This is a genomic window from Rhizobium tibeticum (assembly GCF_900110205.1).
Classification (GTDB): domain Bacteria; phylum Pseudomonadota; class Alphaproteobacteria; order Rhizobiales; family Rhizobiaceae; genus Rhizobium; species Rhizobium tibeticum.
In genome coordinates this window covers 65,503-91,698 of the sequence record NZ_FOCV01000005.1, presented here as the reverse complement: position 1 = coordinate 91,698, position 26,196 = coordinate 65,503, and the positions used below count along the sequence as shown (strand labels likewise).

Annotated in this window: 20 protein-coding genes; 10 read left to right on the top strand and 10 right to left on the bottom strand. The window is 60.9% G+C overall.

Translation table 11 applies throughout. The features are described 5' to 3' along the window. Window positions 1-6: 6 nt before the first annotated feature. On the top strand, window positions 7-1,038 hold the full coding sequence (locus BSG20_RS07355; protein ID WP_072372901.1) for a glycosyltransferase: 1,032 nt from the start codon (window positions 7-9) through the stop codon (window positions 1,036-1,038). Next, the gene (locus BSG20_RS07350; protein ID WP_072372898.1) at window positions 1,035-2,057 is read left to right on the top strand and encodes a glycosyltransferase; all 1,023 of its coding nucleotides are present in this window, start codon (window positions 1,035-1,037) and stop codon (window positions 2,055-2,057) included. The genes BSG20_RS07355 and BSG20_RS07350 overlap by 4 nt, the downstream gene beginning before the upstream one ends. A gap of 8 nt (window positions 2,058-2,065) precedes the next feature. Here the strand turns inward: BSG20_RS07350 and BSG20_RS07345 are convergent, their stop codons facing one another. The 5 genes from BSG20_RS07345 to BSG20_RS07325 all read right to left on the bottom strand — a co-directional run bounded on the left by BSG20_RS07345 (window position 2,066) and on the right by BSG20_RS07325 (window position 9,846). Continuing rightward, on the bottom strand, window positions 2,066-3,115 hold the full coding sequence (locus BSG20_RS07345; protein ID WP_072373361.1) for a glycosyltransferase family 4 protein: 1,050 nt from the start codon (window positions 3,113-3,115) through the stop codon (window positions 2,066-2,068). A gap of 31 nt (window positions 3,116-3,146) precedes the next feature. Beyond that, window positions 3,147-3,623, bottom strand: coding sequence for a transcription elongation factor GreA (greA, locus tag BSG20_RS07340; RefSeq protein ID WP_072372895.1), 477 nt, complete (start codon window positions 3,621-3,623; stop codon window positions 3,147-3,149). Window positions 3,624-3,868: 245 nt separating this feature from the next. Next, window positions 3,869-5,080 (bottom strand): T6SS phospholipase effector Tle1-like catalytic domain-containing protein, encoded by a 1,212-nt coding sequence (locus tag BSG20_RS07335; protein WP_072372892.1) that lies wholly within the window; start codon window positions 5,078-5,080, stop codon window positions 3,869-3,871. A 70-nt stretch (window positions 5,081-5,150) separates the two neighbouring features. Further along, window positions 5,151-8,636 (bottom strand): carbamoyl-phosphate synthase large subunit, encoded by a 3,486-nt coding sequence (carB, locus tag BSG20_RS07330; protein ID WP_072372889.1) that lies wholly within the window; start codon window positions 8,634-8,636, stop codon window positions 5,151-5,153. Between the two features lie 169 nt (window positions 8,637-8,805). Further along, a complete protein-coding gene (locus BSG20_RS07325; RefSeq protein ID WP_072372886.1) occupies window positions 8,806-9,846 on the bottom strand; it encodes a zinc-dependent alcohol dehydrogenase family protein in 1,041 nt (346 codons plus the stop codon). A 306-nt stretch (window positions 9,847-10,152) separates the two neighbouring features. On the opposite strand from BSG20_RS07325, the gene BSG20_RS07320 reads away from it, so the two are divergent. Then, window positions 10,153-11,190 (top strand): phosphatase PAP2 family protein, encoded by a 1,038-nt coding sequence (locus tag BSG20_RS07320; RefSeq protein WP_244541277.1) that lies wholly within the window; start codon window positions 10,153-10,155, stop codon window positions 11,188-11,190. Between the two features lie 144 nt (window positions 11,191-11,334). Then, a complete protein-coding gene (gene ypfJ, locus BSG20_RS07315; protein ID WP_072372883.1) occupies window positions 11,335-12,252 on the top strand; it encodes a KPN_02809 family neutral zinc metallopeptidase in 918 nt (305 codons plus the stop codon). 33 nt (window positions 12,253-12,285) lie between these two features. Here ypfJ and BSG20_RS07310 read toward each other — a convergent pair whose 3' ends face one another. Beyond that, entirely contained in the window at window positions 12,286-13,281 is a 996-nt protein-coding gene (locus BSG20_RS07310; protein ID WP_072373356.1) for an aldo/keto reductase, read from the bottom strand. A 109-nt stretch (window positions 13,282-13,390) separates the two neighbouring features. Here BSG20_RS07310 and BSG20_RS07305 point away from each other — a divergent pair, with 109 nt between their 5' ends. The 3 genes from BSG20_RS07305 (at window position 13,391) to BSG20_RS07295 (ending at window position 17,246) form a co-directional block, all read left to right on the top strand. Then, the gene (locus BSG20_RS07305) at window positions 13,391-14,296 is read left to right on the top strand and encodes a LysR family transcriptional regulator (protein ID WP_072372880.1); all 906 of its coding nucleotides are present in this window, start codon (window positions 13,391-13,393) and stop codon (window positions 14,294-14,296) included. 156 nt (window positions 14,297-14,452) lie between these two features. Continuing rightward, the gene (locus tag BSG20_RS07300; RefSeq protein ID WP_072372877.1) at window positions 14,453-15,700 is read left to right on the top strand and encodes a TCR/Tet family MFS transporter; all 1,248 of its coding nucleotides are present in this window, start codon (window positions 14,453-14,455) and stop codon (window positions 15,698-15,700) included. Window positions 15,701-15,842: 142 nt separating this feature from the next. Next, window positions 15,843-17,246 (top strand): MATE family efflux transporter, encoded by a 1,404-nt coding sequence (locus BSG20_RS07295; protein ID WP_072372875.1) that lies wholly within the window; start codon window positions 15,843-15,845, stop codon window positions 17,244-17,246. Window positions 17,247-17,260: 14 nt separating this feature from the next. Here BSG20_RS07295 and BSG20_RS07290 read toward each other — a convergent pair whose 3' ends face one another. From BSG20_RS07290 to carA, 3 genes are all read right to left on the bottom strand, one after another. Beyond that, the gene (locus tag BSG20_RS07290) at window positions 17,261-17,581 is read right to left on the bottom strand and encodes an antibiotic biosynthesis monooxygenase family protein (RefSeq protein WP_072372872.1); all 321 of its coding nucleotides are present in this window, start codon (window positions 17,579-17,581) and stop codon (window positions 17,261-17,263) included. Window positions 17,582-17,764: 183 nt separating this feature from the next. Then, window positions 17,765-18,058 (bottom strand): hypothetical protein, encoded by a 294-nt coding sequence (locus BSG20_RS07285; RefSeq protein ID WP_072372869.1) that lies wholly within the window; start codon window positions 18,056-18,058, stop codon window positions 17,765-17,767. A gap of 688 nt (window positions 18,059-18,746) precedes the next feature. Then, a complete protein-coding gene (gene carA, locus BSG20_RS07275; RefSeq protein WP_072373352.1) occupies window positions 18,747-19,952 on the bottom strand; it encodes a glutamine-hydrolyzing carbamoyl-phosphate synthase small subunit in 1,206 nt (401 codons plus the stop codon). Between the two features lie 273 nt (window positions 19,953-20,225). Between carA and BSG20_RS07270 the strand changes: the two genes are divergently transcribed. After that, window positions 20,226-20,678 (top strand): GatB/YqeY domain-containing protein, encoded by a 453-nt coding sequence (locus BSG20_RS07270; protein ID WP_072372866.1) that lies wholly within the window; start codon window positions 20,226-20,228, stop codon window positions 20,676-20,678. On the opposite strand, the gene BSG20_RS07265 is transcribed toward BSG20_RS07270, so the two are convergent. Beyond that, complete coding sequence (locus BSG20_RS07265) at window positions 20,659-21,555, bottom strand: hypothetical protein (protein WP_072373349.1); 897 nt, start codon at window positions 21,553-21,555, stop codon at window positions 20,659-20,661. The two genes, BSG20_RS07270 and BSG20_RS07265, sit on opposite strands and share 20 nt — an antisense overlap. A gap of 660 nt (window positions 21,556-22,215) precedes the next feature. On the opposite strand from BSG20_RS07265, the gene dnaG reads away from it, so the two are divergent. Both dnaG and recQ read left to right on the top strand, forming a co-directional pair. Further along, window positions 22,216-24,201 carry a DNA primase gene (gene dnaG / locus BSG20_RS07255; protein WP_072372863.1) on the top strand — a complete coding sequence of 662 codons (1,986 nt, stop codon included), beginning with the start codon at window positions 22,216-22,218 and terminating at the stop codon, window positions 24,199-24,201. Continuing rightward, window positions 24,201-26,054 (top strand): DNA helicase RecQ, encoded by a 1,854-nt coding sequence (gene recQ, locus BSG20_RS07250; RefSeq protein WP_072372860.1) that lies wholly within the window; start codon window positions 24,201-24,203, stop codon window positions 26,052-26,054. The genes dnaG and recQ overlap by 1 nt, the downstream gene beginning before the upstream one ends. The last annotated feature ends 142 nt before the right edge of the window (window positions 26,055-26,196 follow it).

Here is a 26,196-nt window from a genome sequence, read left to right as displayed (position 1 = left end):
ATCGCAATGAAAGTGATGCATATTCATTTCGGCAAGGAGGGCGGAGCAGAGCGCTTCTTTGTCAACTTGGTCAATGCCCTCCACGACCGCGGTATCGAGCAGCGTGCGCTCATTCGCCCCGACCGCAGCTGGCGCAAGGACATAGAAAAATGCGGTGAGGTCTATGAGGGTACGTTCCGGCGTATTTCGATCTCCCGGTTTGTCTTGTCGGCGCGCATGCGCGGCATATTGAACGATTTTCAGCCCGACGTGATCATGTCCTGGCAATTGCGCGCGAGCCGCTTCATGCCGCGATACGATAACGCCAGGCGCATTTCGCGGCTCGGAGACTATCCCGAACACCTCGACTACTACCGCAATTCTGAAACGCTCGTCTGTATCACGCCTGATATCGCCAAGCGTGTGCGGGAACTCGGCTGGACGCGGGGTGTCGAGGTGATCGCCAATTTCACGCGTTCGGTCCCGAGCGAGCCAATCGCCAGGGAGGCGCTACAGACGCCCGCAGACGCGTTCGTTGTGATCGGCATGGGCCGCTTCGTAAGGCGGAAGGGGTTTGACGTGCTGATCAAGGCGATTGCGAGAACCCGGGATGCATATCTGTGGCTGCTGGGCGATGGGCCGGAACGCGAGAACCTTGAAAAACTCACCGAAGAGCTCGGCCTGCGCGACCGCGTGCGGTTTGCCGGGTGGCAGACCAATGCCTATGCCTATCTCGCCTCCGCCGATGTCTTCACCGTTACGTCGCTTCACGAGCCACTTGGCAATGTCTGCCTCGAGGGCTGGGGGGCGAAAAAACCCACCATCTCCTCTCGTGCCGAGGGACCGAGCTGGGTGATGACCGATGGCAAGGATGCGTTGATGGTCGATTGCGGCGACGTCGAGGGGCTGGCGAATGCAATTGCGCGCCTTCGCGATGAGCCGGCCTTGCGTGCTGCCTTGATCGGAGGTGGCCAAGACACGCTCACGAACCGGTTTTCCGAGGAGGCCATCACGCAAGCCTACATCCGCTTGTTTGAAACCGGGAAAAGTGAACCGTGAGGGTGATGCACTTCCACTTTGGCAAGGATGGGGGGGCCGAGCGGTTCTTCGTTCACCTCGTCAATGCCCTGGCTCGGCGCAATGTCGAGCAGAGCGCCATCATCCGACCCGGTCGGATCTGGCGCAAGGATATGCCGGCCTCGGTCAGGATCTCCGAAAGCAACTTCCGCAATCTCTCCCTGGATCGGTTTTTGCTGCCGCTGAGAGTTGCTCTCAATGCGCGATGGGTCCGGCCGGATGCAATCATGGCCTGGGCACCTCGCGCGAGCGAGTTGATGCCGAACTACAGAGGTTGCATCAAGATCTCCCGGCTTGGGGATTACCCGACCAATCTCAGATACTTCAAGAACTCCGACATTCTTGTCTGCAACACGCCCGGCATCGCCGAGCACGTGCGCGAGCTAGGATGGACGCGAGGCGTCGAGGTGATTTCGAACTTCACGAGTGCAAAACAGGTTGCCCCGATCGACCGTGCTGCATTCGGCACACCAGCTGATGCGCCTGTTGTGATGTCGATGGGCCGTTTCGTGCCACGCAAGGAATTTGCGCTGCTGACGGAAGCGGTCGCGAAGCTTCCGGGCGTCTATTTGTGGCTCGCCGGAGAAGGCGAGGAACTGGACAACGTCAAGAAGACAGCGGCGGATCTCGGCGTGACGGACCGCGTGCGATTTCTCGGCTGGCAGAAGGATACGCGACCTTTCGTGGCGGCTGCCGATATCTTTGTCATGCCGTCAAACCACGAACCGCTTGGCAATGTCATTCTGGAGGCTTGGGCGCAGGGCAAGCCCGTCGTTTCCAGCCGTTCCGAAGGACCTTCGTGGTTCATGCGGGATGGCGACAATGGGCTTCTGGCCGAAATCGGAGATAGCGATGGTTTTTCGCACGCCATCGAACGGGTGATCAACGACCCTGTTCTGGCCGCAAAGCTTGCGGCAGGCGGACGCGACACGCTGATCAAGCAGTTCTCTGAAGACGTGATTGCCAACGCCTACCTCGAGCTCTTCACCCGCAAACCTTGACGCGTCGCTCAAAGCGATCGATAGACGGCACCGATTTTCTGGGCTTCCCCTTCGATGCTGAAGGCGTTCATCGCATGGACCCGCGCACGGGCCGATGCCCGTTGCCGGCGGCTGTCGTCGTCCATGAACAGGCCCGCAGCTTGAGCCATTGCGTCCTCATTATCGCGCGGGACAATGACGCCTGTTTCGTTGGCGCCGGTTAACAGCAGTTCCGGAAACGCACCGACGTCAGTGGCGACCACCGGGACAGCCGTTGCCATGGCTTCGAGCGGCGTCAGACCAAAACCTTCCCAGCGTTGCGGAGCGACGAAGAGGTCGAGCATCCGATACCAGTCATTGATATTGGTGTGTTCGCCGACGAAGAGAATGCGATCGGCCAAGCCGGCGGCAGCGACGCGCGCCTTCAGTTCCTTCTCGAACTCGACGTGCTGCGTGGTTGCACGTCCGGCAACAATAGCCATCCAGTCTGGTCGGGTCGGCAACAGGGCGATCATGCTGTCGACGAAAAGGTCCGTTCCCTTCTGACGGCGAACGCGGCCGAAGCAGCCGGCGATTTTCTTCGTCGCGTCGAGACCAAGGCCCCGCCTGGCTCCGGCCTTGTCGTCGCTCGGGGAAAAACGGGTCGTGTCTATTCCATGCAGAACGACGGTGTTCGGCACCTCCAGATAATCGGCCGTCTTGCCGCTGGTTGCGATCACCGCGTCCATTTTCGAGATCAGCCATTTCGTCCAGCCGGTATGGCGCCGCTGAGAGGCCGAGGTGAAGACGATCTTCAAGGGCATGCGCAGGACATCGCGCATCACGATGGCCGCAAGCATCTCGATGTTGCGGCGGGCGTGCCATATGCGGAACGGCCGGCTGCGGGGGGCGCGCCAAAGCTTCGGCAGGTCGCGAAAGCGAATGTGCGGCAAAGATGCCGGAAGACCCGGTCCCAGAGCCGCAATCTTCTCGCCGAGTGCGCGCTGGACCGGGATCAACTGAATGATGGTGGAGGTGACGCCTGAGAGCCGTTTTTTGAAGTTCGGCGCAATAATCTCGACGTCACTGACATTGATGATAGCCGGTTGGTCGCGACCTTCCACCGGTTCATCAGCCCCAGGAAATGGAAAGAACTTCGTACGCCTTGGCGCCGCCGGGTGCATTGACCTCGATGGAGTCGCCGACTTCCTTGCCGATCAGCGCACGCGCGATCGGAGAGGAGATGGAGATACGGCCGGCCTTAACGTCGGCTTCCTGGTCGCCGACGATCTGATAGGTCTTCTCTTCTTCGGTGTCCTCGTCGACGAGCTTCACCCTGGCGCCAAACTTGATCTTGTCGCCAGACATCTTGGACAGGTCAATGACTTCGGCGCGTGCGGTCAGGTCTTCAAGTTCGCTGATGCGGCCTTCGTTGTGGCTCTGCGCTTCCTTGGCGGCATGGTATTCGGCGTTTTCGGAAAGGTCGCCATGGGCGCGCGCCTCTGCGATCGCTTCGATGATTCGCGGGCGCTCTTCCTGCTGACGCCAGCGCAGCTCTTCCTGCAGCTTGACGAAACCACCCTGTGTCATCGGTACCTTATCAACCATTTCTCTGTCCTTCACTCCCTGCGTCTGCTTAGCCGCAGACACAAAAGAAAACAGGTCCCGAAGGCGAACTTCGGAACCGTGCAACAATCCTAGTTACTCGGCTTATAGCAGATCGGCACCGGCGATTTCCATAAAATTCGTATTCACTGCGACGACGCGATGCGTCTGTGCATGCCGTCGTCATAACGATGGCAAGAGCCGGATCAAGGGTTTGACTGCTTGATAGCAGGACATGATTCAAGCCGCTAGGGAACGAAATGTGGGTTTGCGGGCAGGTTCGGTGGATCATAGGAACGCGCATCCTTCCGCTCCTTGACCGAAATATGGATCAGCGCATCGTCCGCAATGAAGCGCCGGTCGCTCAAGGGAAAATAAATGCCATTGCGACTGCCGCGCTTGCGCCAGGAATTTTCCGGCACGCGCCGGGGGATGTATTCAAGGATTTTCCAGCCGGCGGTCATGGAACTGTGGAGGGGAGCCATGGGGTCCAACGGCGCGTATTTCCCGCTCTTTCCGAGCACGATGTCGTTGACGGTGCGGGTGCGATAGAGGAGCCCGGCGGGGTTCGTTTCCTTGATCATCCAGGCGAGGGGGATCTTGACCGCTCCGCTCTGCGCTTCCGGATAGCCGCCGCCGATATCGCCGTGCACGCCGGCAAACCACACTTCCTTGAAGTTCTGCTTGACCGGCATCTTTGGGCGGAACGGGCGACCCCAATATTCCTGATCCCGCTCCCAGAGCTCCGGCTGGAACATCGTCCGCCGTTCATCGATCGCGACGGCGTGGCGCACCCATTCGACGCTCGGATTTTTGCGGGTGAAAGGGTGGGTCTTGAATTGCGGATGCCATTTGCCGGCCTCGATCACCGACGCCACTGTGTCGAAGAGGCCCAAAAGCTTGATCGGCGGACGGTCGTTTCTGAGCGTGCGCTCATAAAGACGCATGGCAGCGAAGGCCGACGGCGCATCCTCGCCACCATCTTCCGGGGCGCCGCCGCGCTGCTCTTCCTGCGCGGGAATCCCCTTGTAGGTCCTATAGGCATAGTCGAGCAGATTGAGATGATACCGGCTTGTCAAGCCAAAGGCATGGATGAAGCCTGCCAGGACGCGCCCCGAATAGGCACCGCGGCTGAAGCCGAAGATATAGATACGGTCGCGATCGGGATGTCGCCCGTCGGCATCGGACGGACCGCGATCGTAGTTCTCCACCAGGAAGCGATAGGCTTCCTTGACGTTCTGATCGAGACCCCAGCCGGTCGCGAGCCCGAAAATCTCGTAGGATTTGCGAAGCAGTCTCGACCACGCATTGGGCGCGCCGAACGTGCCGATGCCCGGATCGTAATAGACGATCTGCTCATCGCAGCGTTTCAGGGTGCCGAATAGTCTGAGGACATTCGTCCGGTCTGCCGAAATCTCGTTCGACGTGCCGTCAAACAGAATGACGAGGTTCTTTGCCATGAACCACTCCGGATGTACCGCCGCAACGGTAGCATCCAGGAGATCGGACGGCAACTTCAGGTCGTTTGGCTCAGAAATAGCTCTGCAGCGGACGGACTTCGAGGTTGCCGGCGCGCAGCGCCTTGATCGCCTGGGCGGCTGCCTCGGCGCCGGCCATCGTCGTGTAGTAGGGGACCTTCTGCATCAGCGTTGCGCGGCGCAGCGATTTCGAGTCGGAGATCGCCTTGTTGCCGTCGGTCGTGTTGATCACGAGCTGAACCTGGCGATTGCGGATCGCATCTTCGATGTGCGGACGCCCTTCCAGGACCTTGTTGATTTTCGTCGACTCGATGCCGTTTTCAGCCAGGAAGCGTTGCGTGCCGCCGGTTGCCAGGACCTTGAAGCCTTCGCCGACGAGAACGCGGATGGCCGGCAGAACGCGCGGCTTGTCCTCGTCGCGGACCGAAACGAAGACGGTGCCTTCACGCGGCAGTTCGACGCCGGCGCCGAGCTGCGACTTGGCGAAGGCCAGCGCGAAATCGGTATCGAGGCCAATGACTTCGCCGGTCGAGCGCATTTCCGGACCGAGCAGGGTATCGACACCGGGGAAGCGGGCGAAGGGGAATACGGCCTCCTTGACGGCAATGTGCTTGAGGTTGCGCGGATCGGGCTTTTCGCCGTAGGCGGCAAACGTCGCATCGAGCTTTTCGCCAGCCATGGCGCGCGCCGCGATCTTGGCGATCGGCGCACCGATGGTCTTGGCGACGAAGGGTACCGTGCGCGAGGCGCGCGGGTTTACTTCGAGAACGTAGACGGTGCCGTCCTTGATGGCGAACTGCACGTTCATCAGGCCGACGACGTTAAGCGCCTTGGCCATGGCCTTCGCCTGGCGCTCGAGCTCGTCGACCATCTCGTTCGATAGCGTGCGCGGCGGCAGCGAGCAGGCCGAGTCGCCGGAGTGAATGCCGGCTTCCTCAATATGCTCCATGATGCCGGCGACATAAGCGTCTGTCCCGTCGCAGAGGCAGTCGACGTCGACTTCGATGGCGTTGCTGAGGTAGCTGTCGAACAGCAGCGGGTTCTTACCGAGAAGTGTGTTGATCTGGCCGGTCTTGTCGTTCGGATAGCGCTGCTTGATGTCCTCAGGCACCAGTTCCGGAACCGTGTCGAGCAGGTAGGTCTGCAGCATCGATTCCGAGTGGATGATCTGCATGGCGCGGCCGCCCAGAACGTAGGACGGACGCACGACCAGCGGGAAGCCGATTTCGGTGGCGACGAGGCGGGCCTGCTCGACGGAGTAGGCGATGCCGTTGTTCGGCTGGTTGAGATCGAGCTTCATCAACAGCTTCTGGAAGCGGTCGCGGTCTTCGGCGAGGTCGATCATGTCGGGTGCCGTACCGAGGATCGGAATGCCGTTCTTTTCGAGGGCTTCTGCAAGCTTCAACGGGGTCTGGCCGCCGAACTGGACGATGACGCCAACGACTTCGCCCCTTTCCTGCTCTCCACGCAGGATCTCGATGACATCCTCGGCCGTCAGCGGCTCGAAATAGAGGCGATCGGAGGTATCGTAGTCAGTCGAGACCGTTTCCGGGTTGCAGTTGATCATGATCGCTTCATAGCCGGCATCCCTCAAGGCGAAGGCGGCGTGGCAGCAGCAATAGTCGAATTCGATGCCCTGGCCGATACGGTTTGGACCGCCGCCAAGGATGACGACCTTCTTGCGGTTGGAAACGTCAGCTTCCGAGCGGGCAAGGCCGACGAACGGGGTTTCGTAGGTCGAGTACATGTAGGCCGTCGGCGAGGCGAATTCGGCCGCGCAGGTGTCGATGCGCTTGAAGACCGGTCGCACGTTCAGGCTGTTGCGCAGCTCGGCCACTTCCTTCGGGCGCTTGCCGGACAGCGTTGCCAGGCGGGCGTCGGAAAAACCCATCGCCTTGAGAGCGCGCAGGTTGGTTGCGTCAGCTGGCAGGCCGTGCTCGCGGATGCGAGCTTCCATGTCGACGATCGCCTTGAACTGGGCGATGAACCAGGGGTCGATCTTGCAGCCTTCGTGAACTTCTTGAGGGCTCATCCCCTGACGCAGCGCCTGGGCGACCATGCGCAGGCGATCCGGCGTTGGTGTGCCAATGGCGGCGCGGATGGCGTTCTGGCTGGATTCACCTTCCTCGACATCCGGAATTTCGATCTCGTCGAGGCCAGTCAATCCCGTTTCGAGACCGCGGAGCGCCTTCTGTAGCGATTCCGCGAAGGTGCGGCCGATCGCCATGACCTCGCCAACGGACTTCATCGCGGTGGTGAGCACCGGCGAGGCGCCCGGGAACTTCTCGAAGGCAAAGCGCGGGATCTTGGTGACGACGTAGTCGATCGACGGCTCGAAGGAGGCCGGCGTCGCGCCGCCGGTGATGTCGTTTTCCAGTTCGTCCAGCGTATAGCCGATCGCGAGCTTGGCAGCGACCTTGGCGATTGGGAAGCCGGTCGCCTTGGAGGCGAGGGCCGAGGAGCGCGAGACACGCGGGTTCATCTCGATGACGACGAGGCGGCCGTCCTTCGGGTTGACGGCGAACTGAACGTTCGAGCCGCCGGTCTCGACGCCGATCTCGCGCAGGACGGCGATCGAGGCGTTGCGCATCATCTGATATTCTTTGTCGGTCAGCGTCAGCGCCGGGGCGACGGTGATCGAGTCGCCGGTGTGGACGCCCATTGGGTCGATGTTCTCGATCGAGCAGATGATGATGCAGTTGTCCGCCTTGTCGCGGACGACCTCCATTTCATATTCCTTCCAGCCGAGAACCGATTCCTCGATCAGAACTTCGGTTGTGGGCGAGGCATCCAGCCCGCCGCCGATGATCTCGAAGAATTCCGAGCGGTTGTAGGCAATGCCGCCGCCGGTGCCGCCCATGGTGAAGGACGGGCGAATGATGGCAGGCAGACCGACGGCGTCGATCGCCTGCGCAGCGATCGCCATGGCGTGGCTGATGTAGCGCTGCTTGCGGTCGGTCTCGCCGAGGTTCCACTGGTTTTCGAGCTCGTCGAGCGCCTTGTCGAGGTCGGAGCCGGAGAGGCTCTCCTTCAGCTTGTTGCGCTCGGCTTCATGCGTCTTGCGATCGGCATCCTTGATGTCGGTGGCGTTTGCCAGCATTGAGCGCGGGGTTTCGAGCCCGATGCGGTCCATTGCCTCGCGAAACAGGGCGCGGTCTTCGGCCATATCGATTGCAGCGGGCTTCGCGCCGATCATCTCGACATTGTAACGGTCAAGAACACCCATGCGCTTCAGCGAGAGGGCGGTGTTGAGTGCCGTCTGACCGCCCATGGTCGGCAGCAGCGCGTCCGGACGTTCCTTGGCGATGATCTTTGCGACGACTTCGGGCGTGATCGGCTCGACGTAGGTGGCGTCGGCAAGACCCGGGTCGGTCATGATCGTTGCAGGGTTGGAATTGACGAGGATGACGCGGTAGCCTTCCTCCTTCAGCGCCTTGCACGCCTGGGTGCCGGAGTAGTCGAATTCGCAAGCCTGGCCAATGACGATCGGTCCCGCGCCGATGATGAGGATCGATTTGATATCTTGGCGCTTCGGCATGGCTTTTTCCGTTTCCTAGCTGCGCAGAAAGCCGGCCAGGGTGGGAGGCACCGGCCGGGTCGCGCATGTGATGGTCTTTTCAGGCTAGAAGCGGCTTATAGGCAAATGTATTTGTAAACGGAACCCCATAAATTGCGGAATCGACAGGAATTGGCCGAACGGCAGAAGCCTAGTCGATAGCAGGTACGACACCCGGTACGACAAGGGCTCGGATCTCACCCCGGCGGGCGGGACTGGAGATTGCTTCTACCGCGTCATGAAAGCCGATCCGGCGGGAGACAAGCGGCGCGACCTTGATGGTCCCCGATGCGATGAGATCGGCCGCGCGCCGGTGCGTGAACGGGTTGAGAAACGAGTTCACCAGCTTGATCTCGCGGAAGAGGAGGTCGAAGGGTTCGACCGCAATCTTCATGCCCTGGGGCATGACCCCGAGGATCACGACGGTGCCGCCGCGCCGTGCAAGGCGGGGCGCCTGCTCGATTGTTTCGGCAACACCGGCGCATTCGATGACGACGTCGGCGCCGCCGGGCAGCAAACCGTCTGGCGCAGTCAAGCGTGCCACGATATCGCCTGTCGAAGGATCCGCACTCGCCGTGGCGCCAAGGCTCTCGGCGAGCGTCCGCTTCTCCTCGCTGCGGGTGACGAGGACAACCTTGGTTGCTCCCGCCAGCCGGGCCAACTGCACGATGAGCAAGCCGATCACGCCGCCGCCGAGGACGACGACCGAGGCGCCGGTCCGGATTTCGCCAAGGTCGACGCCGTGGATGCAGCAGGCGAGAGGCTCGCAGAAGGCGCCGTGGAGAGGATCCAGTGCCAAAGGCAGTTCGAAGGCCTGCTGCTGCGGAATGCAGACATATTCGGCAAAACCGCCGTCGCGATGGATGCCGATCGCCTGCAGGTTATGGCACAGATTGACGCGGCCGCGCTGGCATTGCGGGCAGCGAGCGCAGGCGATGTTCGGATCGCCGGTGACGCGCATGCCTTTGCGAAAGCCGCTCACACCCTCGCCGATTTTTTCGATGATGCCGGCAAACTCGTGGCCAAGCGTAACGGGTGGCTTGGAAGGAAACTCTCCGAGGAACAGATGGCGGTCGGTGCCGCAAATGCCGCAGGCCTCCACGCGAACAAGCAATTCGCCGACACCCGGCTCGGGACGCTCTACCTCGCGCAGGGCCAGCTTTCCCGTCGCTTCGAGCCGCACCGCCTTCATCGTTTGTCTCTCCTCCTATGACTTCGTCGCGCAAGGAGGCCTGAATGGCGATGTCTCGTCAAGCGGGCGCGTGCTGTGCTTGGTACGTGCTTCTTTGCCTGGCAATTGGAAACTATGGTCAGGCCGAGTTTTTAGCAGGGCCAGTTCGTGAAAATTAACAAATAGGGTGCTTCTATTTATCATGGCAAACCAGGAGGGTGGTTTGCTTGCAGGGGCGCGCTTGAATTGACAATATCTCAGCGTGATAAAAGGCTTGTGAGCCTCAGAGCGTGGACTTTGGAGTTGCTGTCGCACCTCAAGGTCCGGATGAAGGCGGACGTTTGGCTTTATCTCGCCGTAGCACTCTATGTCGTGATCGGCGTCGTGTTGCTGATCGCCTATGGCCACGCCGAGATGATGTCTTTCGACCTATACTTCGGCCAATGGACCTACCTGTTCCTGTTTTTCATGCCACTTACGGCCGCCATTTTAGACTGCGCATGGATTTTGCTTCGCTTTGATCAGAAACGATCGCTGGCTGCGCGAAGAGCATTTTCGCCTCAGCGTTTGGCCCATCTCTTCTCGGGCATGGCGTTGCTGATGGCGCTGATGATTTTTCAGGGCACGTTCACATCGATCAAGAATCTGCTGCCGATCATTCGCGGCGGCTTCATCTACGATCAACCGCTCGCAAACCTCGATGCCCTGCTGTCGTTCGGGCCCGATCCCTGGAGGGGGCTGCTCTCGATCGCCGGCCACGACGCCATCGTCAAGATCGTCGATTGGAACTACAGCATATTGTGGTTCCTGGTCTGCTTCGCAACGCTCTTCTACGTCGCAACCTCGCCGCGAGCGGCGTCGATACGCGTCCGCTATATCAGCATGTTCATGCTCGTCTGGGTGGTCTGCGGAAATATTCTTGCCGGCATCTTCATATCGGCCGGGCCTGTCTTTTATGGCGCCGTGACCGGCGACGGGCAGCGCTTTGCGGCGCTGCTGAGCGTTCTCAACTCGCCTGATACTCCGACGACCGCGGGCATGTTTCAGCGTTACCTATGGTCGCTTCACGAGCACGGGACATCCGGGCTCGGCTCGGGCATCTCGGCGTTTCCCAGCGTCCATGTGGGCCTGATCGCCTTGAATGCATTCTTCGCGGCCGAGGTCTCACGCAGGCTGGGTATCATCGCCTTTTGCTACACGGCGTTCGTGATAGCGAGCTCCGTCTATCTCGGCTGGCACTACGCCATTGACGGCTACGCGTCGGTGCTTGTCGTCGGGTTCGGCCATTTTACTCTGAAGACGCTGTTTGATCGCCAATCAGGATCGGCCACGGACGCTGCGAAGGATGCCGTCGCAACCGCCTGATTGCTTGGCCGGACGCAAATCCCGAAGGCTGCTTGCGCTGTTAGCCTCCGCTAAAACACGCCTTCTCGGGTAGCTGGAATTTCCCGATCAGCGAGATATATATGAGCCTGTAGCGACCGAAGGTTTAGCCCTGGGGGAACCGTCATGGAATGGAAAGGCCGGCGTCAGTCCGACAACATCGAGGATCGCCGTAGCGACCCTTCCATGGGCGGATTGGGCAGAGGAGGAGGCTTCAGCTTTCCGTCAGGCGGCGGCATGGGCCGGCGCGGCGGTGGCTTGAGCATCGGCACCATCATCTTCCTCGTCGTCATCTACCTTGTCTTAAAGGCCATGGGCATCGACCTGCTGCAGATCATGGATGGCGGCATGACAACAGGCGGACCGGGCTACGAGCAGAGCGAATCGGGAGGCCAGACGCCCGCCAATGACGAAATGACCGCATTCGTGCGAACCGTCCTTGCCGAGACGGAGGACACCTGGAACGGGATCTTCCAGTCCCAGGGCCGCCAGTACGAGGAGCCTCGCCTCGTTCTCTTCTCCGCACAGACGCAATCTGCCTGCGGCTTTGCCTCCGCGGCGACCGGGCCGTTCTACTGCCCGAGCGACCACAAGGTCTATCTCGACACGGCCTTCTTCAACCAGCTCAGCCGCCAATTCGGCGCCTCCGGCGATTTTGCCGAAGCCTATGTGGTTGCACATGAGGTCGGCCATCACGTTCAGAACCTGCTCGGCATCCTGCCGAAGTTCAATCAGGCGCGTCAGCGGATGAGCGAGGCGGACGCCAACAAGATGTCGGTTCGCGTCGAACTGCAGGCCGATTGCTTTGCCGGTATCTGGGGCAAGTTCACCGAGCAGAAGGGCATTCTCGAAGCCGGCGATCTGGAGGAGGCGTTGAACGCAGCCCAGCAGATCGGCGATGACACGCTGCAGAAGCGCAGCCAGGGCTATGTGGTGCCGGAAAGCTTCAACCACGGCACCTCGGAGCAGCGGGCGCGATGGTTCAAGCGCGGCTTCGACAGCGGGCAGTTGTCCGCCTGCGATACGTTCTCAGGGCCGATCTGAAACACAGCCTTCCAGAGGAGAGGCTGATCATCATCATCTTTCACTGTCCATATGTTTGAGCTGGGCGTCGGGATAACGCGGCCCCGCCGCAGCGTCCCTCGGTACGGCCCGCGCGATCGCCGCCATATCCTCGGCCGACAATTGCACGGCGCGCGAGCCGAGCGCTTCGGTCAGGCGGTCGCGCCGGCGCGCTCCGACAAGAGGCACGATGTCGTGGCCCTGGGCTGCCACCCAGGCGATGGCGATCTGAGCGACCGATACCCGCTTTGCGTCCGCGATCTTGCGCAATTCCTCGACGAGCGCGAGGTTCTGATCGACATTGCCGTCCTGAAAGCGCGGGCTCATGCCGCGGAAATCGCCGGCGCCGCTTCCTTGCCCTTTTTGCCAATGTCCGCTGATCAGACCGCGAGAGAGAACGCCGTAAGCGGTGATGGAAATTCCGAGCTCGCGGCAGGTCGGCAGGATCTGGTCCTCAATGCCGCGCGATATCAGCGAATATTCGATCTGCAGGTCGCAGATCGGATGGGTGCTTGCCGCCCGACGAATGGTGTCGGCGCCGACTTCCGACAGCCCGACATGGCGGATGTATCCGGCCTTGATCATGTCGCCGATCGCGCCCACCGTTTCTTCAATCGGAACGTTGGGATCCAGGCGGGCAGGGCGGTAGATATCGATGTAGTCGACGTCGAGACGCTTCAGCGTATAGGCGAGGAAGTTCTTGATTGCCGCCGGACGGGAATCGTAGCCGCTCCAGTTGCCGGCTGGATCGCGCAGCGCGCCGAATTTGACGCTGATCACAACATCGTCCCGCTTTCGACCCTTCAGCGCCTCGCCGATCAGCATTTCATTATGGCCCATGCCATAGAAGTCGCCGGTATCGAGCAGATTGATGCCGACGTCGAGTGCGGCATGGATCGTCGCAATGCTTTCGCCGCGGTCGGATGGCCCATACATGCCGGACATGCCCATGCAGCCGAGGCCGATGGCCGATACCGTGGGTCCGGTTTTTCCCAAGCGATGCGTCTCCATGTCGTTCTCCTTCGTCATGCCTGTGTTGATATTTCGGAGCGGTTCTATCGCGCCTGGCTTCGTGCGATAATCCATGTGAATGCGAACGGGCTGTACGGGAAAATGCACAATGGAAGACCTTCCCCTCAATGATCTGGATGCCTTCGCCGCCATTGCAAGGGAGCGCAGTTTTCGCGCGGCGGCCCGCAAACGCGGTGTCTCTGCGTCTTCGCTCAGCGACTCGCTGCGGCGCCTGGAGGAGCGCGTCGGCGTTCGCCTGTTCAACCGGACGACCCGTAGCGTCACGCCGACGGAGGCGGGGGAGCGGCTGTTGGAACGTCTTACGCCTGCTCTGGGAGAGGTCTCCCTGGCGCTTCAGCAACTCGATACCTTCCGCAATAGCCCAAGCGGGACGCTTCGCCTCAACGTCCCGACGATCGCCGCGCGGCTGTTTCTGCCCGATCTCGCCAACCGGTTTTTGAAGCGCTATCCGCAGATCTCACTCGAGATCGTCGGCGAGGACACGTTCGTCGACGTGCTTGCTGCCGGCTACGACGCCGGCATCCGCTATGACGAGCGGTTGGAGCGCGACATGATCGCGGTGCCGATCGGGCCTCGCAGGCAAAGATATGTCACGGCGGCGGCACCTGATTATCTGGAGCGGCGTGGCGTTCCACGTCACCCGCGTGATCTGCTCGCGCATGATTGCGTCAGGCATCGCTTCCTGAGTGGCGCTTCATTGCCTTGGGAATTCGAGCGGGGCGAGGAGACGCTGGTGATCACGCCGAAGGGGCCGATCATCGCCAACGCGATCGATATGGAGGTTTCGGCTGCGGTCGCCGGGCTTGGCATTATCCGGACCTTCGAGGAGGTCTTGTTGCCAGCCAAGGAGATGGGGGCACTGGTGCCGATCCTCGAAGAATGGGTCACGGAGTTCTCCGGCCCGTTTCTCTACTACGCGAGCCGCAAGCATATGCCGCCTGCACTTCGGGCTTTCGTCGATTTCGTCAAAGCTGAGCAGCGCAAAGCGGGTTAGAATCTGCGTTTGTTCCGGTTCCTAATCAACATAAGTCGTGCGCCTATCAAAAGATTTGAAATGTTCACGGATTGTTTCGCTAATGTACGTGAGCTATGTAACAAGACCGGGGACGAGATCGTCTTTTCAAAAAACAACCTGCTGTAGAGATGTCTGATGCTCGATCCGAAATTCGTTCGTCGCGGCCTCTTCCTCGTCTTCATGATCCTGTTTCTCGACGTGATCGGGATTGCGATCATTATGCCGGTACTTCCCGCCTATCTCGAGCAATTGACCGGGGGATCGGTGAGCGACGCTGCGCTCGACGGCGGCTGGCTGCTCGTCGTCTATGCGGTCATGCAGTTCCTGTTTGCGCCGTTCCTCGGCAATCTCAGCGACCGCTTCGGGCGGCGACCCATCCTGCTTCTGTCGGTGCTGACCTTTGCGATCGACAACTTCATCTGCGCGGTGGCGACGAGCTTCTGGATGCTCTTCATCGGTCGTGCGCTTGCTGGCTTGAGCGGCGGCAGCTTTGCGACCTGCTCGGCCTACATCGCCGATATCAGTACTGATGAGAATCGCGCCAAGAACTTCGGCTTGATCGGCATTGCGTTCGGTGTCGGTTTCACGATCGGTCCTGTCATCGGCGGCTTCCTCGGCGAGTTCGGCCCCCGGGTGCCGTTTCTCGGGGCTGCGGCTCTTTCGTTCGTGAATTTCGTTGCCGCCTACTTCATGCTTCCCGAGACGTTGGAGGCAAGGCATCGTCGGACGTTTGAATGGAAGCGAGCCAATCCGCTTGGCGCCCTGAAGCAGATGCGCACCTATCCCGGTATCGGGCCGATCTGTGCGGTCATGTTCTGCTTCTGGCTGGCGCATGCCGTCTATCCGGCGGTCTGGTCCTTCGTGTCGACCTACCGCTATGGCTGGAGCGAGGGGCAAATCGGCCTGTCGCTCGGCATCTATGGCATCGGAGCAGCCTTCGTCATGGGTGTCATCTTGCCGAAAATCGTGCCGGTGCTTGGCGAGTGGAAGACTGCCGTCCTTGGCCTGTCTTTTTCCGTCGTCGGACTGACGGGCTATGCCTTCGCCTGGGAGGGCTGGATGGTCTACACGGTGATCGTGCTGACGGTGATGGAGAATGTCGCCGATCCACCGCTGCGAAGCATAGCAGCCGGCAAAGTGCCGCCGTCGGCCCAAGGCGAGCTGCAGGGGGCGCTCACAAGCCTCAGCAGCATCACCACGATCATCGGGCCGCTGATCTTTACGCAGCTGTTCGGCTACTTCACGAAGCCCGAGGCGCCGGTGCGCTTCGCCGGAGCGCCGTATCTGCTGTCGGCCATCATCATCCTGATCGCCGCCATGGTTTTTTTGACAAAGGTGCGCACCGTTAAGGCCGCAGACATCGTCGAGCAGCCGGCGGAGTGAGCCATCAGATTTCGTGATACGATGATGAATTTTTCATCATTTGCATAGTTTTGAGTGGTCCTTTGCCGGGCTTTGATCTAAGCCGTCTTGATGTTTCGCCGCAACTTGCGGCCGTCAGCGATTCAATCACAGGAACAGTGTCATGGACACGCCGATCGACGCGCGCAAGCTTGCGCCGAAAACCGATAACCGTTGGGCTGCGCATGTTCGCGCCACGCTGGCGCTCGGAATCCCGCTTATCGGCGCGCAGTTGGCCCAGCTCGGCATCAATACGACCGACGTGATGATCGTCGGCCGCCTCGGCGCCGAAAATCTGGCCGCCATGGTGCTTTCGGCGCAGTTCCTGTTCACCATTCTCGTCTTCGGCTCGGGTTTTGCGATCGCGGTCATCCCGATGGTTGCGCAGGCATACGGCAGGGGTGACGTCGTCAGCGTGCGCCGATCACTGCGCATGGGTCTTTGGGTCGTGCTGGCCTATTGGGTGATCATGCTGCCGGCGTTCTTCAACTCCGAGCGGATCCTGCTGGCCGCCGGGCAGAAGCCCGAAGTGGCGGCACTGGCGCATGGCTACATCCTGATCGGTCAGTTCGGCGTGCTCCCCGGCCTGCTCTACAACGTCATGCGCGCACTCGTCAGTGCGATCGGCAGAGCGGCGGTCGTTCTCAACGTGACGATCGCGATGCTGGTACTCAATGCCTTCTTCGCCTATGCGCTGGTGCTCGGGCATTTCGGTTTTCCGGCAATGGGGCTGGAGGGAGCTGCGATCGTTTCGGTCGTCGTGCAGGCTGCCGGCTTCCTGTTTATCGTTGGCTATGTGCAGAGCAGGGAGGAGACGCGGCGCTACGAGATTTTCGTGCGGTTCTGGCGTCCCGACTGGAAGGCGTTTTGGGAGGTCGTGCGCCTTGGTCTGCCGATCAGCATCACGATCTTGGCTGAAGTCAGCCTCTTTACCGTGGCGTCACTGCTGATGGGGCATATTGGGACAATCGAGCTCGCCGCTCATGGTATTGCGCTGCAATGGGCTTCGATCGCCTTCATGATCCCGCTCGGCTTGTCGCAGGCGGCGACCGTTCGGGTTGGCGTGGCGCACGGGCAAGGTGACTACACCGCCGTCGTTCGAGCCTCGATCGCAGTCGTCGTCATCGCCTGCCTGATCGCGGGTGCCGGGGGCATCTTGTTTGCGGTCGTTCCCGAGTTCCTGGGAAGCTGGTTCCTCGATACCACCCTGCCAGAGGCGCCACAGGTGCTTGCCTATGCCGGGCCGCTGATCGTTGTGGCAGGGCTCTTCCAGCTGGTCGATGGCCTGCAGGTAATCGCCAACGGGCTGCTGCGCGGCCTGAAGGATGCGCGCGTGCCGATGATCATGGCGCTGATTGCCTATTGGCCGATCGGCTTCTTTCTTGCCTGGGCCTTTGCGTTCCCGCTTGGCTTCGGCGGCATCGGCATCTGGTACGGCTTCCTGGTCGGACTGGCGGCGGCAGCCGTGCTGCTCTGCGGACGCTTCTACCTGCTTGTCCGCCGCGAGAAGGACATGGCCGGCGTCTAGCCGGCCAATTCAGATCAAGCCGCGATCGGTTTGTAATTGGCAAGGTCGGCGCGAATGCCGAGCCGTTCGAACAGTGCTTGCGGATCGAAGTTTCGGGCACGATGGGCGGCCTGTACGACGGCCTTGACCCGGTCGATCACCTCCGCACTTTCCCATTGGGCGATCGTCACGAAGTTGAATTCGCCGGATCCTGAAACCTGTTCCAGCACCTGATGGCTGATGAAGCCTTCTTGCGCCTGCAAGACCGCGTGCGTCTTCAGCACGTTCATCAGGAACTCCTCGCGCGCGGCGGCCGGAACAGCAAACTTGTCGATCCGGTAAAACGCTCCGTTCATCCTCATCTCCTTTGCTTCAATGTCACAAAGGCGGGTGTAATTCCTCAACTTAAGTTGAGGTCAACAGGCCGGAAATAAAAAACCGCTCGAGAGCCGGCTTTCAAGTGAGCGAATGGGCGGTCGCTGGGCTCGGGGCGAGCGCGCGCTTCCTCTCACCCCCCAAGCCAGTTTGCCGCCGATAAATTAGTAATTGTACATCGACATCGGATCATTCACGCAGGCGTAGTCCAGGAGACACTGCCTGCCGGTGCCATCACGCAAACTGGCAGTGCTCAGCTTATCCCCAGGCCCGCATCGGGCCGGCGGATAGGCAAAATTGCGGCCCCCGAAGCCGAGGCGTACATAGACCTTCTTGGATTGGCGGATCATCTGCGCGAGCTGAGCACAGCTGTAATCTTTCGCATCGACCTTCACGGGCCCGGCGGCAAGAGATACCGTCGGGAGCAAGCACGCAACTGCCAGAACCACGCATCTCATGGCTGCCTCCCTGACCGAAGCTCAGTAAATCAGTAGTCCCGACGCCATTCAAACGAATATCGTTGCGGTGTCGCATTGATAATCCCGCGGGAGCTGCATGTCGCTCCCCACCACACGTCTTTCATCGTTTCCGCAAGTGACCGAAAGGGAAATCCTGGAAACTCGGAAGGTCAGTATGCCTCCCCTTGTGCTCGCGAACCGCTCACGAGATGGCACTGTCGAGATCGCGGCAATCAGAGATACACGACAAATGGATGCATGCTCCAGTCGAGATGCTCCCCACAGACGAGCATGAGGAAGAAGACAAATCGGAGACGTATGACGGTGGCGCAACCTCTGGTCCATGACCTTACGCGCATCGATGTCCGAATCTGGACCGAAACCGTTCCCGCTCTTGCCGCCGCGCCGCCCAGGTCTCCCAAGGCCCAGATCTGGATCTGCCGCGCCGCCGGAGTTCGGGGCAATGAGGTTCCGGCAAACGTTGACGTTCATCCATTGTCGCGGAGAGGCAGTCAAAGCCGTTTTGGGGTTTCCGAAAAAACGCCGACATCAGAAATACCCCCGGAAACCGGCGTTTTAGGGGGTATTGATCAAGCAAAGGCTTCAGATTCCACCTTTAAGTAAGTGGCTGGTAAGTCAGTGGCTGGGCTCGGAAGCGGGCTTTCGAATCGCGTGAGCAAATAGCGTCTCAGCCCTCGGCGAGGGCTTCCTCGCCCTTCTTCTGGCGCACCAGATTGATGAAGCGGCGAAAGAGGTAGTGGCTGTCCTGTGGGCCTGGGGAGGCTTCCGGATGGTGCTGGACGGAGAAGATCGGCTTGCCGGCGACGCGCAGGCCGCAGTTGGTGCCGTCGAAGAGCGAAACGTGAGTCTCCTCAATGCCATCGGGCAAAGACTTCGTGTCGACCGCGAAGCCGTGGTTCATCGAGACGATCTCGACCTTGCCTGTCGTGTGGTCCTTCACCGGATGGTTGGCACCGTGATGCCCCTGGTGCATCTTCTCGGTCTTGGCACCGAGCGCCAGGCCCAGCATCTGGTGGCCAAGGCAGATGCCGAAGACCGGGATGTCGGTCTTGATCAGCTTCTGGATGACGGGAACGGCATACTCGCCGGTTGCTGCCGGATCACCCGGGCCGTTCGAAAGGAAGATGCCGTCCGGCTGCATGGCCAGCACGTCCTCGGCGCTGCTCGTTGCCGGCATCACCGTGACCTTGCAGTCGAGGCCGGCAAACAGGCGCAGGATGTTGCGCTTGACGCCGTAGTCGAGGCAGACGACGTGGTACTTGGCATTTTCGGGGGCGAGTTCGCCATAGCCCTGGTTCCAGATCCACGGAGTCTGCGCCCACTGCGAGGACTGGCCCGAGGAGGCGATCTTGGCGAGGTCGAGGCCCTCGAGGCCGCTCCAGGCCTTGGCGTCGGCCTTCAGCGTCTCCACGTCGAAGACACCGTTTTGGTCGTGGGCGATGACGGCGTTGGGCGAGCCGTTCTCGCGGATCCAGGCCGTCAGGGCGCGGGTGTCGACGCCGCAGAGGCCGATGATGCCGCGGGCCTTCAGCCAGGCATCGAGATGCTTGGCGGCGCGATAGTTGGACGGTTCGGTGATGTCGGCCTTGAAGATGACGCCCACGGCGCCGTGGCGTGCTGCCGGCGTCAGGTCTTCAATGTCTTCGTCGTTGGTGCCGATATTGCCGATATGCGGGAAGGTGAAGGTGACGATCTGGCCGAGATAGGAGGGATCGGTCATGATCTCCTCATAGCCGGTCAGTGCTGTGTTGAAGACCACTTCGGCCTGTACCTTGCCGGTCGCGCCGATGCCCTTGCCTTCAATGACGGTTCCGTCTGAAAGAACGAGCAGGGCGGTCGGCTTTTCGGTTGTCCAGGGTGCTGTTGCGGTCATCTTCATCCCGTTTCCGGCAGCCACACGTTCTTGGGCAACGTTGGCCGGCCATTTGGTTCGCAAGCGTATGCGCGCGGCAAGGCGCGCGCTCTCAGGCCTGATCACGAATTTTGGTGCAGGTGGCGGTAAATAGCCACGCTATTGCGCGAGGTCAATCTTTGTACCGCACATTCTGCGGGTTTTCTCGCGCTTTCTGCCGCCATTTTCCGCAATTTATTTGATCCCAACCATTCGCGTGGTTTATGAAGCGGCATTCAAACAGGAGTGACCATAATGTTGCGCGATCAACTCGCCGCCGCCCTCAAGGATGCCATGAAGTCCAAGAATGCCGAACGGCTTTCGACCGTTCGCCTGATTCAGGCCGCCGTCAAGGACCGGGATATCGCCAATCGCGGCGCCGGAAAGGAAGAGGCGAGCGACGACGAGATTCTGCAGATCCTCGCCAAGATGGTGAAGCAGCGCGACGAATCGGCGAAGATCTACGAAGAGAACGCACGTCCGGAATTGGCAGCCAAGGAACGCGCCGAAATTGTCGTGCTCCAGGATTTCCTGCCGAAGCAGCTCTCCGACGCAGAGGTTCGCAGCAACATCGCCGCGATCATCGCGCAGATCGGTGCCGCCGGCCCGAAGGATATGGGCAAGGTGATGGCTGTCCTGAAGGAGCGCTATGCCGGCCAGATGGACTTCTCCAAGGCCTCCGGCGCCGTCAAGGAACTGCTGAACTGATCAGCGCGCTCGCCGCTTTTCTGGCGGCAGGCCCCAGCACTGCCTCCGCGGCGGCATCGACAACCGCGAACTTTGCTGCCTGATAGCCCCAGTACTCCATGACAAAGCCGCGCGAGAGCCAGGTATCGCCCTTGTAGGGCGGCTGCGTCCAGCCCACACTTCCCATTTCGGACGCCTGCGTCAGCAGGCGCTTGAGGTGCGTGTTGGAGATCATGAACTGGTCACGGATTTCCTTGAGTGACAGCGGCCCGATGTAGGCCCGGTCCGAGGTGCGATCGAAGTTGCCGATGCGGCTCATCAGGTAGTCCATGATGAGACCGCCGGAATTGGCCCAGTTGAACAGATTGTATGTTGCGCCGGGGTCGCGCACGGCGTCGCTATCGATGATCGCCTTGGAAATCAGCGGCTGCAGCTTGGAGAAGGCTGATGGATCGGCGTTGAACCGGTCCAGCCGGTTGGCGCCGTCCAGACTGTCGAGAATGAGAAGATGAGTGGTGAGCCACCTGAAAAAGTGCTCGTGGGCGGTTTCGGTCGGCTCCAACAGGCGCGTGCGCTTGTCGCTTGTACTTTCGACCGGACGAAGGAACCGGTAGGCGCGCATTTCCTGGATAAAGGCCGCCGCGGTATTGCGGCTAGCAATTTTGTTGGCCACGACGAAGGCGATGAAACGGCCCGAATAGAGGCCGAGTTTCGGTTCGCCGGGGTAGCCGAAATGAAGGGCGAAGCCGGCATGGGCCATCAGCCAGCGCTGTTGCGCGGCTAAGATCGATGCGATGCGCGGGCTCTCGCGATAGATCGACAGCATTTCGCGAGCGCAATGCAACACGGCCACGAAGAAGGCGTCGCTTTCTAGAAAATTTTCAACTTTATGTGGCATGCGACCATCCCGATAGGTCGCTTTCATTAGGCATAGGATGGTGCCTGTCAATGCCTTCCGGCGCCAATAGTGGACGCGGAAATATCAAAATAAAACCGCTGGGTGAAATTAAAGAAGGCAGGAGCTGGGGGTGCTCCTGCCTTCTTGCTCTTTGCTTCCGGTGGCGACGCAGGACCGAGATCCAAGCCAGCGAATATTAGCAAAGACACCCTTGCGAGGCGGCGCCGGGGGTAGGGATGGTGCCTCGCTTGGGGATCGCTTTGTTGAGATGACGGTATTGCGATGCGGCAAGTGATTCAAATTACAAAAAAATAATGATTGGCGACGGAGACTGCCTTATGTGTGTCCTTGGTGCTGAAGGCTGGGGTTTTACGGTGGCAATTCGTCGTTCTGAGCAGATAGGAAGCTATTGTTCTGCAACCAATTTTTGACGAAAGCCAAGAGTTGGCGCGCTCAAGACGCCGGCTTGCATACACGCAAAACGGGGGCCGCGATCCTCAGTGTCGCACCCCCTGTCGCAGGCGTGGTAACGCATTTTTGAACGCTCGTCCGATCATGGTTCTGAAGGCGCGGCAGTCCTGTGAATAGCGCGTCTTTTGGCCAAATGCCGTGGCATGTGCTGATGAACCTGCTTATATGGACCCCTGTTAAGAGGTTCACATGCGCTTTTCCAATTCCTTTCTCGACGAGATACGCGATCGCGTGCCGATTTCGGACGTGATTGGCCGTCGTGTGAGCTGGGACAAGCGCAAGACCAATGTCTCGCGCGCGGACTATTGGGCCTGCTGCCCGTTTCATGGCGAGAAGTCGCCGAGTTTCCACTGCGAGGACCGGAAGGGGCGCTACCACTGCTTCGGCTGCGGCGTGACCGGCGATCACTTCCGATTCCTCACCGATCTGGAGGGGTTGAGCTTCCCGGAGGCCGTGCAGCAGATCGCCGACATGGCGGGCGTCGCCATGCCGATTGCCGATCCGGTCATCGAGAAGCGCGAGAAGGAGCGCACCTCGCTTCTCGATGTGATGGAGCTTGCGACGACGTTCTTTCAGGATCAGCTGCAGACGGCAAACGGCGCGCGGGCGCGCGCTTATCTGCGCGATCGCGGGCTGACGGGACGCACGATCGAGACGTTCCGGCTTGGCTTTGCGCCCGACAGTCGCAATGCACTGAAGGAATTCCTGGCGGGCAAGGGGGTTGCGAAGGACCAGATCGAAGCCTGCGGGCTCGTTGTGCACGGACCCGAGGTGCCGGTCTCCTACGATCGTTTCCGCGACCGCATCATGTTTCCGATCCTGTCGTCGCGCGAGAAGGTCATTGCGTTCGGTGGCCGTGCGATGTCGCCGGACGCTCCAGCCAAGTATCTCAATTCCAATGAGACGGAGCTCTTCCACAAGGGCAATGTACTCTACAATTTCGCGCGCGCCCGGCGCGCGACACAGGGCGCCAACAGCGAGGCCACGATCATCGCCGTCGAAGGCTATATGGATGTGATCGGGCTGCACCAGGCGGGCGTCGAGAATGCCGTGGCGCCGCTCGGCACGGCATTGACCGAGAGCCAACTCGAACTCCTCTGGAAGATGACACCGCAGCCGGTGCTTTGCTTCGATGGCGATGGCGCCGGTATTCGCGCCGCCAATCGCGCGGCCGATCTGGCTTTGCCGCATATCAAGCCGGGGCGCACCGTGCGTTTTGCCCTGCTGCCCGACGGCAAGGATCCGGACGATTTGGTCCGCAACGAAGGCCGCGCGCCCTTCGACAGGGTGATGAGCAAGGCCAAGCCGCTGGCCGAGATGATCTGGAGCCGTGAAATCAATACGGGGCAGTTCGAGACGCCCGAAGCCAAGGCCGAGCTCGAAGCGCGGTTAAAGCAGCTGGTGGCGGTCATCGCCGATGAAAACGTGCGTCGTCACTACCAGCAGGACATGCGCGACCGCCTGAACGGCTTCTTCCAGCCGCAATTCCAGAGCCGCGGCGGCGAACGGCGAAGCTTTGATCGCGGCGCTGGCCAAGGTCGCGGCCGCGGCAACGAGGGGCCGCGCGGCCCGCGCCTGTCCGGCGGCGGCATTTCCGATCGGCTGGCCCGCTCCGGTCTGGTTCGCGGCCATCAGGAAACACCTGCTTTGCGAGAGAGCGTGCTGGCCCTGACGGTCATCAATCATCCAGCCTTGATGCAGGACGAATATGACGAGATCGCCTCGATCGATTACGACAACCGCGAGCTTCAGCGGCTCTGGTCCGTCATGCTCGGGGCAGCGGCTGCCGTCGCCGGGCCGCATCTGACGCGCGAGTATCTGCTGGAGCGCATGGAAGAGCAGGGCTTCGGCCCGCTGTTGCAGGGGCTCGAGCAGCAGATCCGCAATGCCCGCCTGTGGATCGCCACGGCCGAGGCAGCGATGGAGGATGCGCGCGAGGGCTACCGGCAGGCGCTCGCTTTCCACAAACGCGCCAAAGCATTGCGTTTCCAAAAGATCGAGCTCGAACGCGAGATCGCCGAGGCGACCGAGGCCGGCAACGGCGAGGTGATCGACCAGCTGATGCGCGCGCTGCAGGAGGTCCATTTCGAGGGGCTTCGCCTCGAGAACCAGGAAGCGATCATCGATGGTTTCGGTGTGCTCTCCGGCCGCGTCAAGGGAGCGGCGAGCCATTGATGGACCCGGCAGATCGGCAATTTTCCGCTGGCGATGCCTTGTTCGGTGCCGAGCGTTCGCCTCTCGGCATTCTCAACCGTGTCTACGGCTATCGCGCCTTCCGCGGCAAGCAACAGCAGGTGGTCGAGCATGTCGTCTCCGGCGGCGATGCCGTCGTTCTTTTTCCGACGGGGGCCGGAAAGTCGCTGTGCTTCCAGATTCCAGCGCTCTGCCGCGAGGGCGTCGGCATTGTCGTTTCGCCGTTGATTGCGCTGATGCGCGATCAGGTGGAGGCGATGAAGCAGCTCGGTATCAGTGCGGCGGCGCTGAACTCTTCCCTGTCGCGAGAGGCGTTCATGGACGTTCGACGGGCGCTATCGGCGGGCAAGCTCGACCTTCTCTATGTAACGCCGGAACGCATTCTCATGGATGGCTTCCGTGACACCATCGGCAATTCGAAGATCGCGCTCTTTGCCATAGACGAGGCGCATTGTGTGTCCCAATGGGGACATGATTTCCGGCCGGAATATCGCGAACTCGGCAGGCTTGCGGAACACTATCCCGGCGTGCCGCGCATCGCGCTGACGGCGACCGCTGATCCGCATACACGCGACGACATCGCGCAACGGCTTGGCCTGAGCAATGCGAAGGTATTCACCACCAGTTTCGACCGACCGAACATCTCTTACGAAATCGTCGAGCGCGACCAGCCGCGCCAGCAGCTGCTGCGCTTTCTCTCCGGACACAAAGGCAACAGCGGTATCGTCTACTGCCTGTCGCGCGCCAAGGTCGAGGATACGGCCGAGTGGCTGAAGGGACAGGGTACCCGTGCGCTCCCCTATCACGCCGGCATGGACAGGGCGCTTCGTGATGCCAACCAGGATGCCTTTCTGAAAGAGGAAGACCTGTGCCTTGTCGCCACCGTTGCTTTTGGCATGGGGATCGACAAGCCGAACGTGCGTTATGTGGCCCATCTCGATCTGCCGGGTTCGGTCGAGGCCTATTATCAGGAAACCGGCCGCGCCGGGCGCGATGGCCTGCCTTCGGAAGCGTGGATGGCCTACGGCATGGCCGACGTCATCCAGCGCCGACGGATGATCGACGAGGGAGCCGCCGCCGACGAGATCAAGCGTGTCGAGCGCTCCAAGCTCAATGCACTCTTGGCGATCTGCGAGACTGCTTCGTGCCGCCGCCAGGCGATCCTTGCGCATTTTGGCGAGGCCCATGCGGGCAATTGCGGCGGCTGCGATAGCTGTTTGAAGCCGGTCGAAACCTGGGACGGGACGGAGGCGGCGATCAAGGCGCTTGCGGCGATCTACCGGACGGGCGAGCGGTTCGGTACCGGACATGTGGTCGACGTGCTGCTCGGTCATGTCAACGAGAAGACGGAACGCTTCGGCCACACCACGATGCCGGTCTTCGGGGCCGGAAACGATCTGCCGGCCCGCACGTGGCAATCGGTATTTCGGCAACTGCTTGCGATGGGACTGGTGCGCGTCGATCACGAGGCGTTTGGCGCCCTGAAGCTGGAGCCGGAGGCCCGCGCCGTTTTCAAGCGCGAACGACCGGTCTTTTTCCGCAAGGATCGTCCGGCTGCCGAACGTCGCTCCAAACGAGCCGCGCAGGTCGAGCGGCGCTCCGTTCTGTCTGGTGGCGACGGTGTCCTGTTCGACGCTTTGCGCACGCAGCGGACGGCGATTGCACGCTCGCTCGGCGTGCCGCCGTACGTCGTCTTTCCCGATACGACGCTCATCGCTTTCGCGACCGAGCGGCCGCGGAAGCACAAGGAGATGCTCGCCATCTCAGGCGTCGGCCAGTCTAAGCTCGAACGCTACGGCGATGCGTTTCTGGACGTGATCCTCAGCCACGACTAGGCAGCGACGAGTGAGCAGGAAGGATAGCAACGACGCGAACGCTCGTACGATATCGTACATTCGAAACGAACCTTCTGCGAACGCCTATCATAGCGATGCGACCTACGGTGATCCCCCGCGTATACTCATCCAGGTTGCTCGG

Coding starts and splice junctions, on each gene's coding strand:
- BSG20_RS07325 (WP_072372886.1), bottom strand. CDS start 9,846: ATGAAGGCGGTGCGGCTCGAAGCGACGGGAAAGCTGGCCCTGCGCGAG.
- BSG20_RS07310 (WP_072373356.1), bottom strand. CDS start 13,281: ATGGAGACGCATCGCTTGGGAAAAACCGGACCCACGGTATCGGCCATC.
- BSG20_RS07335 (WP_072372892.1), bottom strand. CDS start 5,080: ATGGCAAAGAACCTCGTCATTCTGTTTGACGGCACGTCGAACGAGATT.
- BSG20_RS07270 (WP_072372866.1), top strand. CDS start 20,226: ATGTTGCGCGATCAACTCGCCGCCGCCCTCAAGGATGCCATGAAGTCC.
- BSG20_RS07355 (WP_072372901.1), top strand. CDS start 7: ATGAAAGTGATGCATATTCATTTCGGCAAGGAGGGCGGAGCAGAGCGC.
- BSG20_RS07265 (WP_072373349.1), bottom strand. CDS start 21,555: ATGCCACATAAAGTTGAAAATTTTCTAGAAAGCGACGCCTTCTTCGTG.
- greA (WP_072372895.1), bottom strand. CDS start 3,623: ATGGTTGATAAGGTACCGATGACACAGGGTGGTTTCGTCAAGCTGCAG.
- ypfJ (WP_072372883.1), top strand. CDS start 11,335: ATGGAATGGAAAGGCCGGCGTCAGTCCGACAACATCGAGGATCGCCGT.
- carB (WP_072372889.1), bottom strand. CDS start 8,636: ATGCCGAAGCGCCAAGATATCAAATCGATCCTCATCATCGGCGCGGGA.
- recQ (WP_072372860.1), top strand. CDS start 24,201: ATGGACCCGGCAGATCGGCAATTTTCCGCTGGCGATGCCTTGTTCGGT.
- BSG20_RS07295 (WP_072372875.1), top strand. CDS start 15,843: ATGGACACGCCGATCGACGCGCGCAAGCTTGCGCCGAAAACCGATAAC.
- BSG20_RS07290 (WP_072372872.1), bottom strand. CDS start 17,581: ATGAACGGAGCGTTTTACCGGATCGACAAGTTTGCTGTTCCGGCCGCC.
- carA (WP_072373352.1), bottom strand. CDS start 19,952: ATGACCGCAACAGCACCCTGGACAACCGAAAAGCCGACCGCCCTGCTC.
- dnaG (WP_072372863.1), top strand. CDS start 22,216: ATGCGCTTTTCCAATTCCTTTCTCGACGAGATACGCGATCGCGTGCCG.
- BSG20_RS07305 (WP_072372880.1), top strand. CDS start 13,391: ATGGAAGACCTTCCCCTCAATGATCTGGATGCCTTCGCCGCCATTGCA.
- BSG20_RS07285 (WP_072372869.1), bottom strand. CDS start 18,058: ATGAGATGCGTGGTTCTGGCAGTTGCGTGCTTGCTCCCGACGGTATCT.
- BSG20_RS07300 (WP_072372877.1), top strand. CDS start 14,453: ATGCTCGATCCGAAATTCGTTCGTCGCGGCCTCTTCCTCGTCTTCATG.
- BSG20_RS07320 (WP_244541277.1), top strand. CDS start 10,153: ATGAAGGCGGACGTTTGGCTTTATCTCGCCGTAGCACTCTATGTCGTG.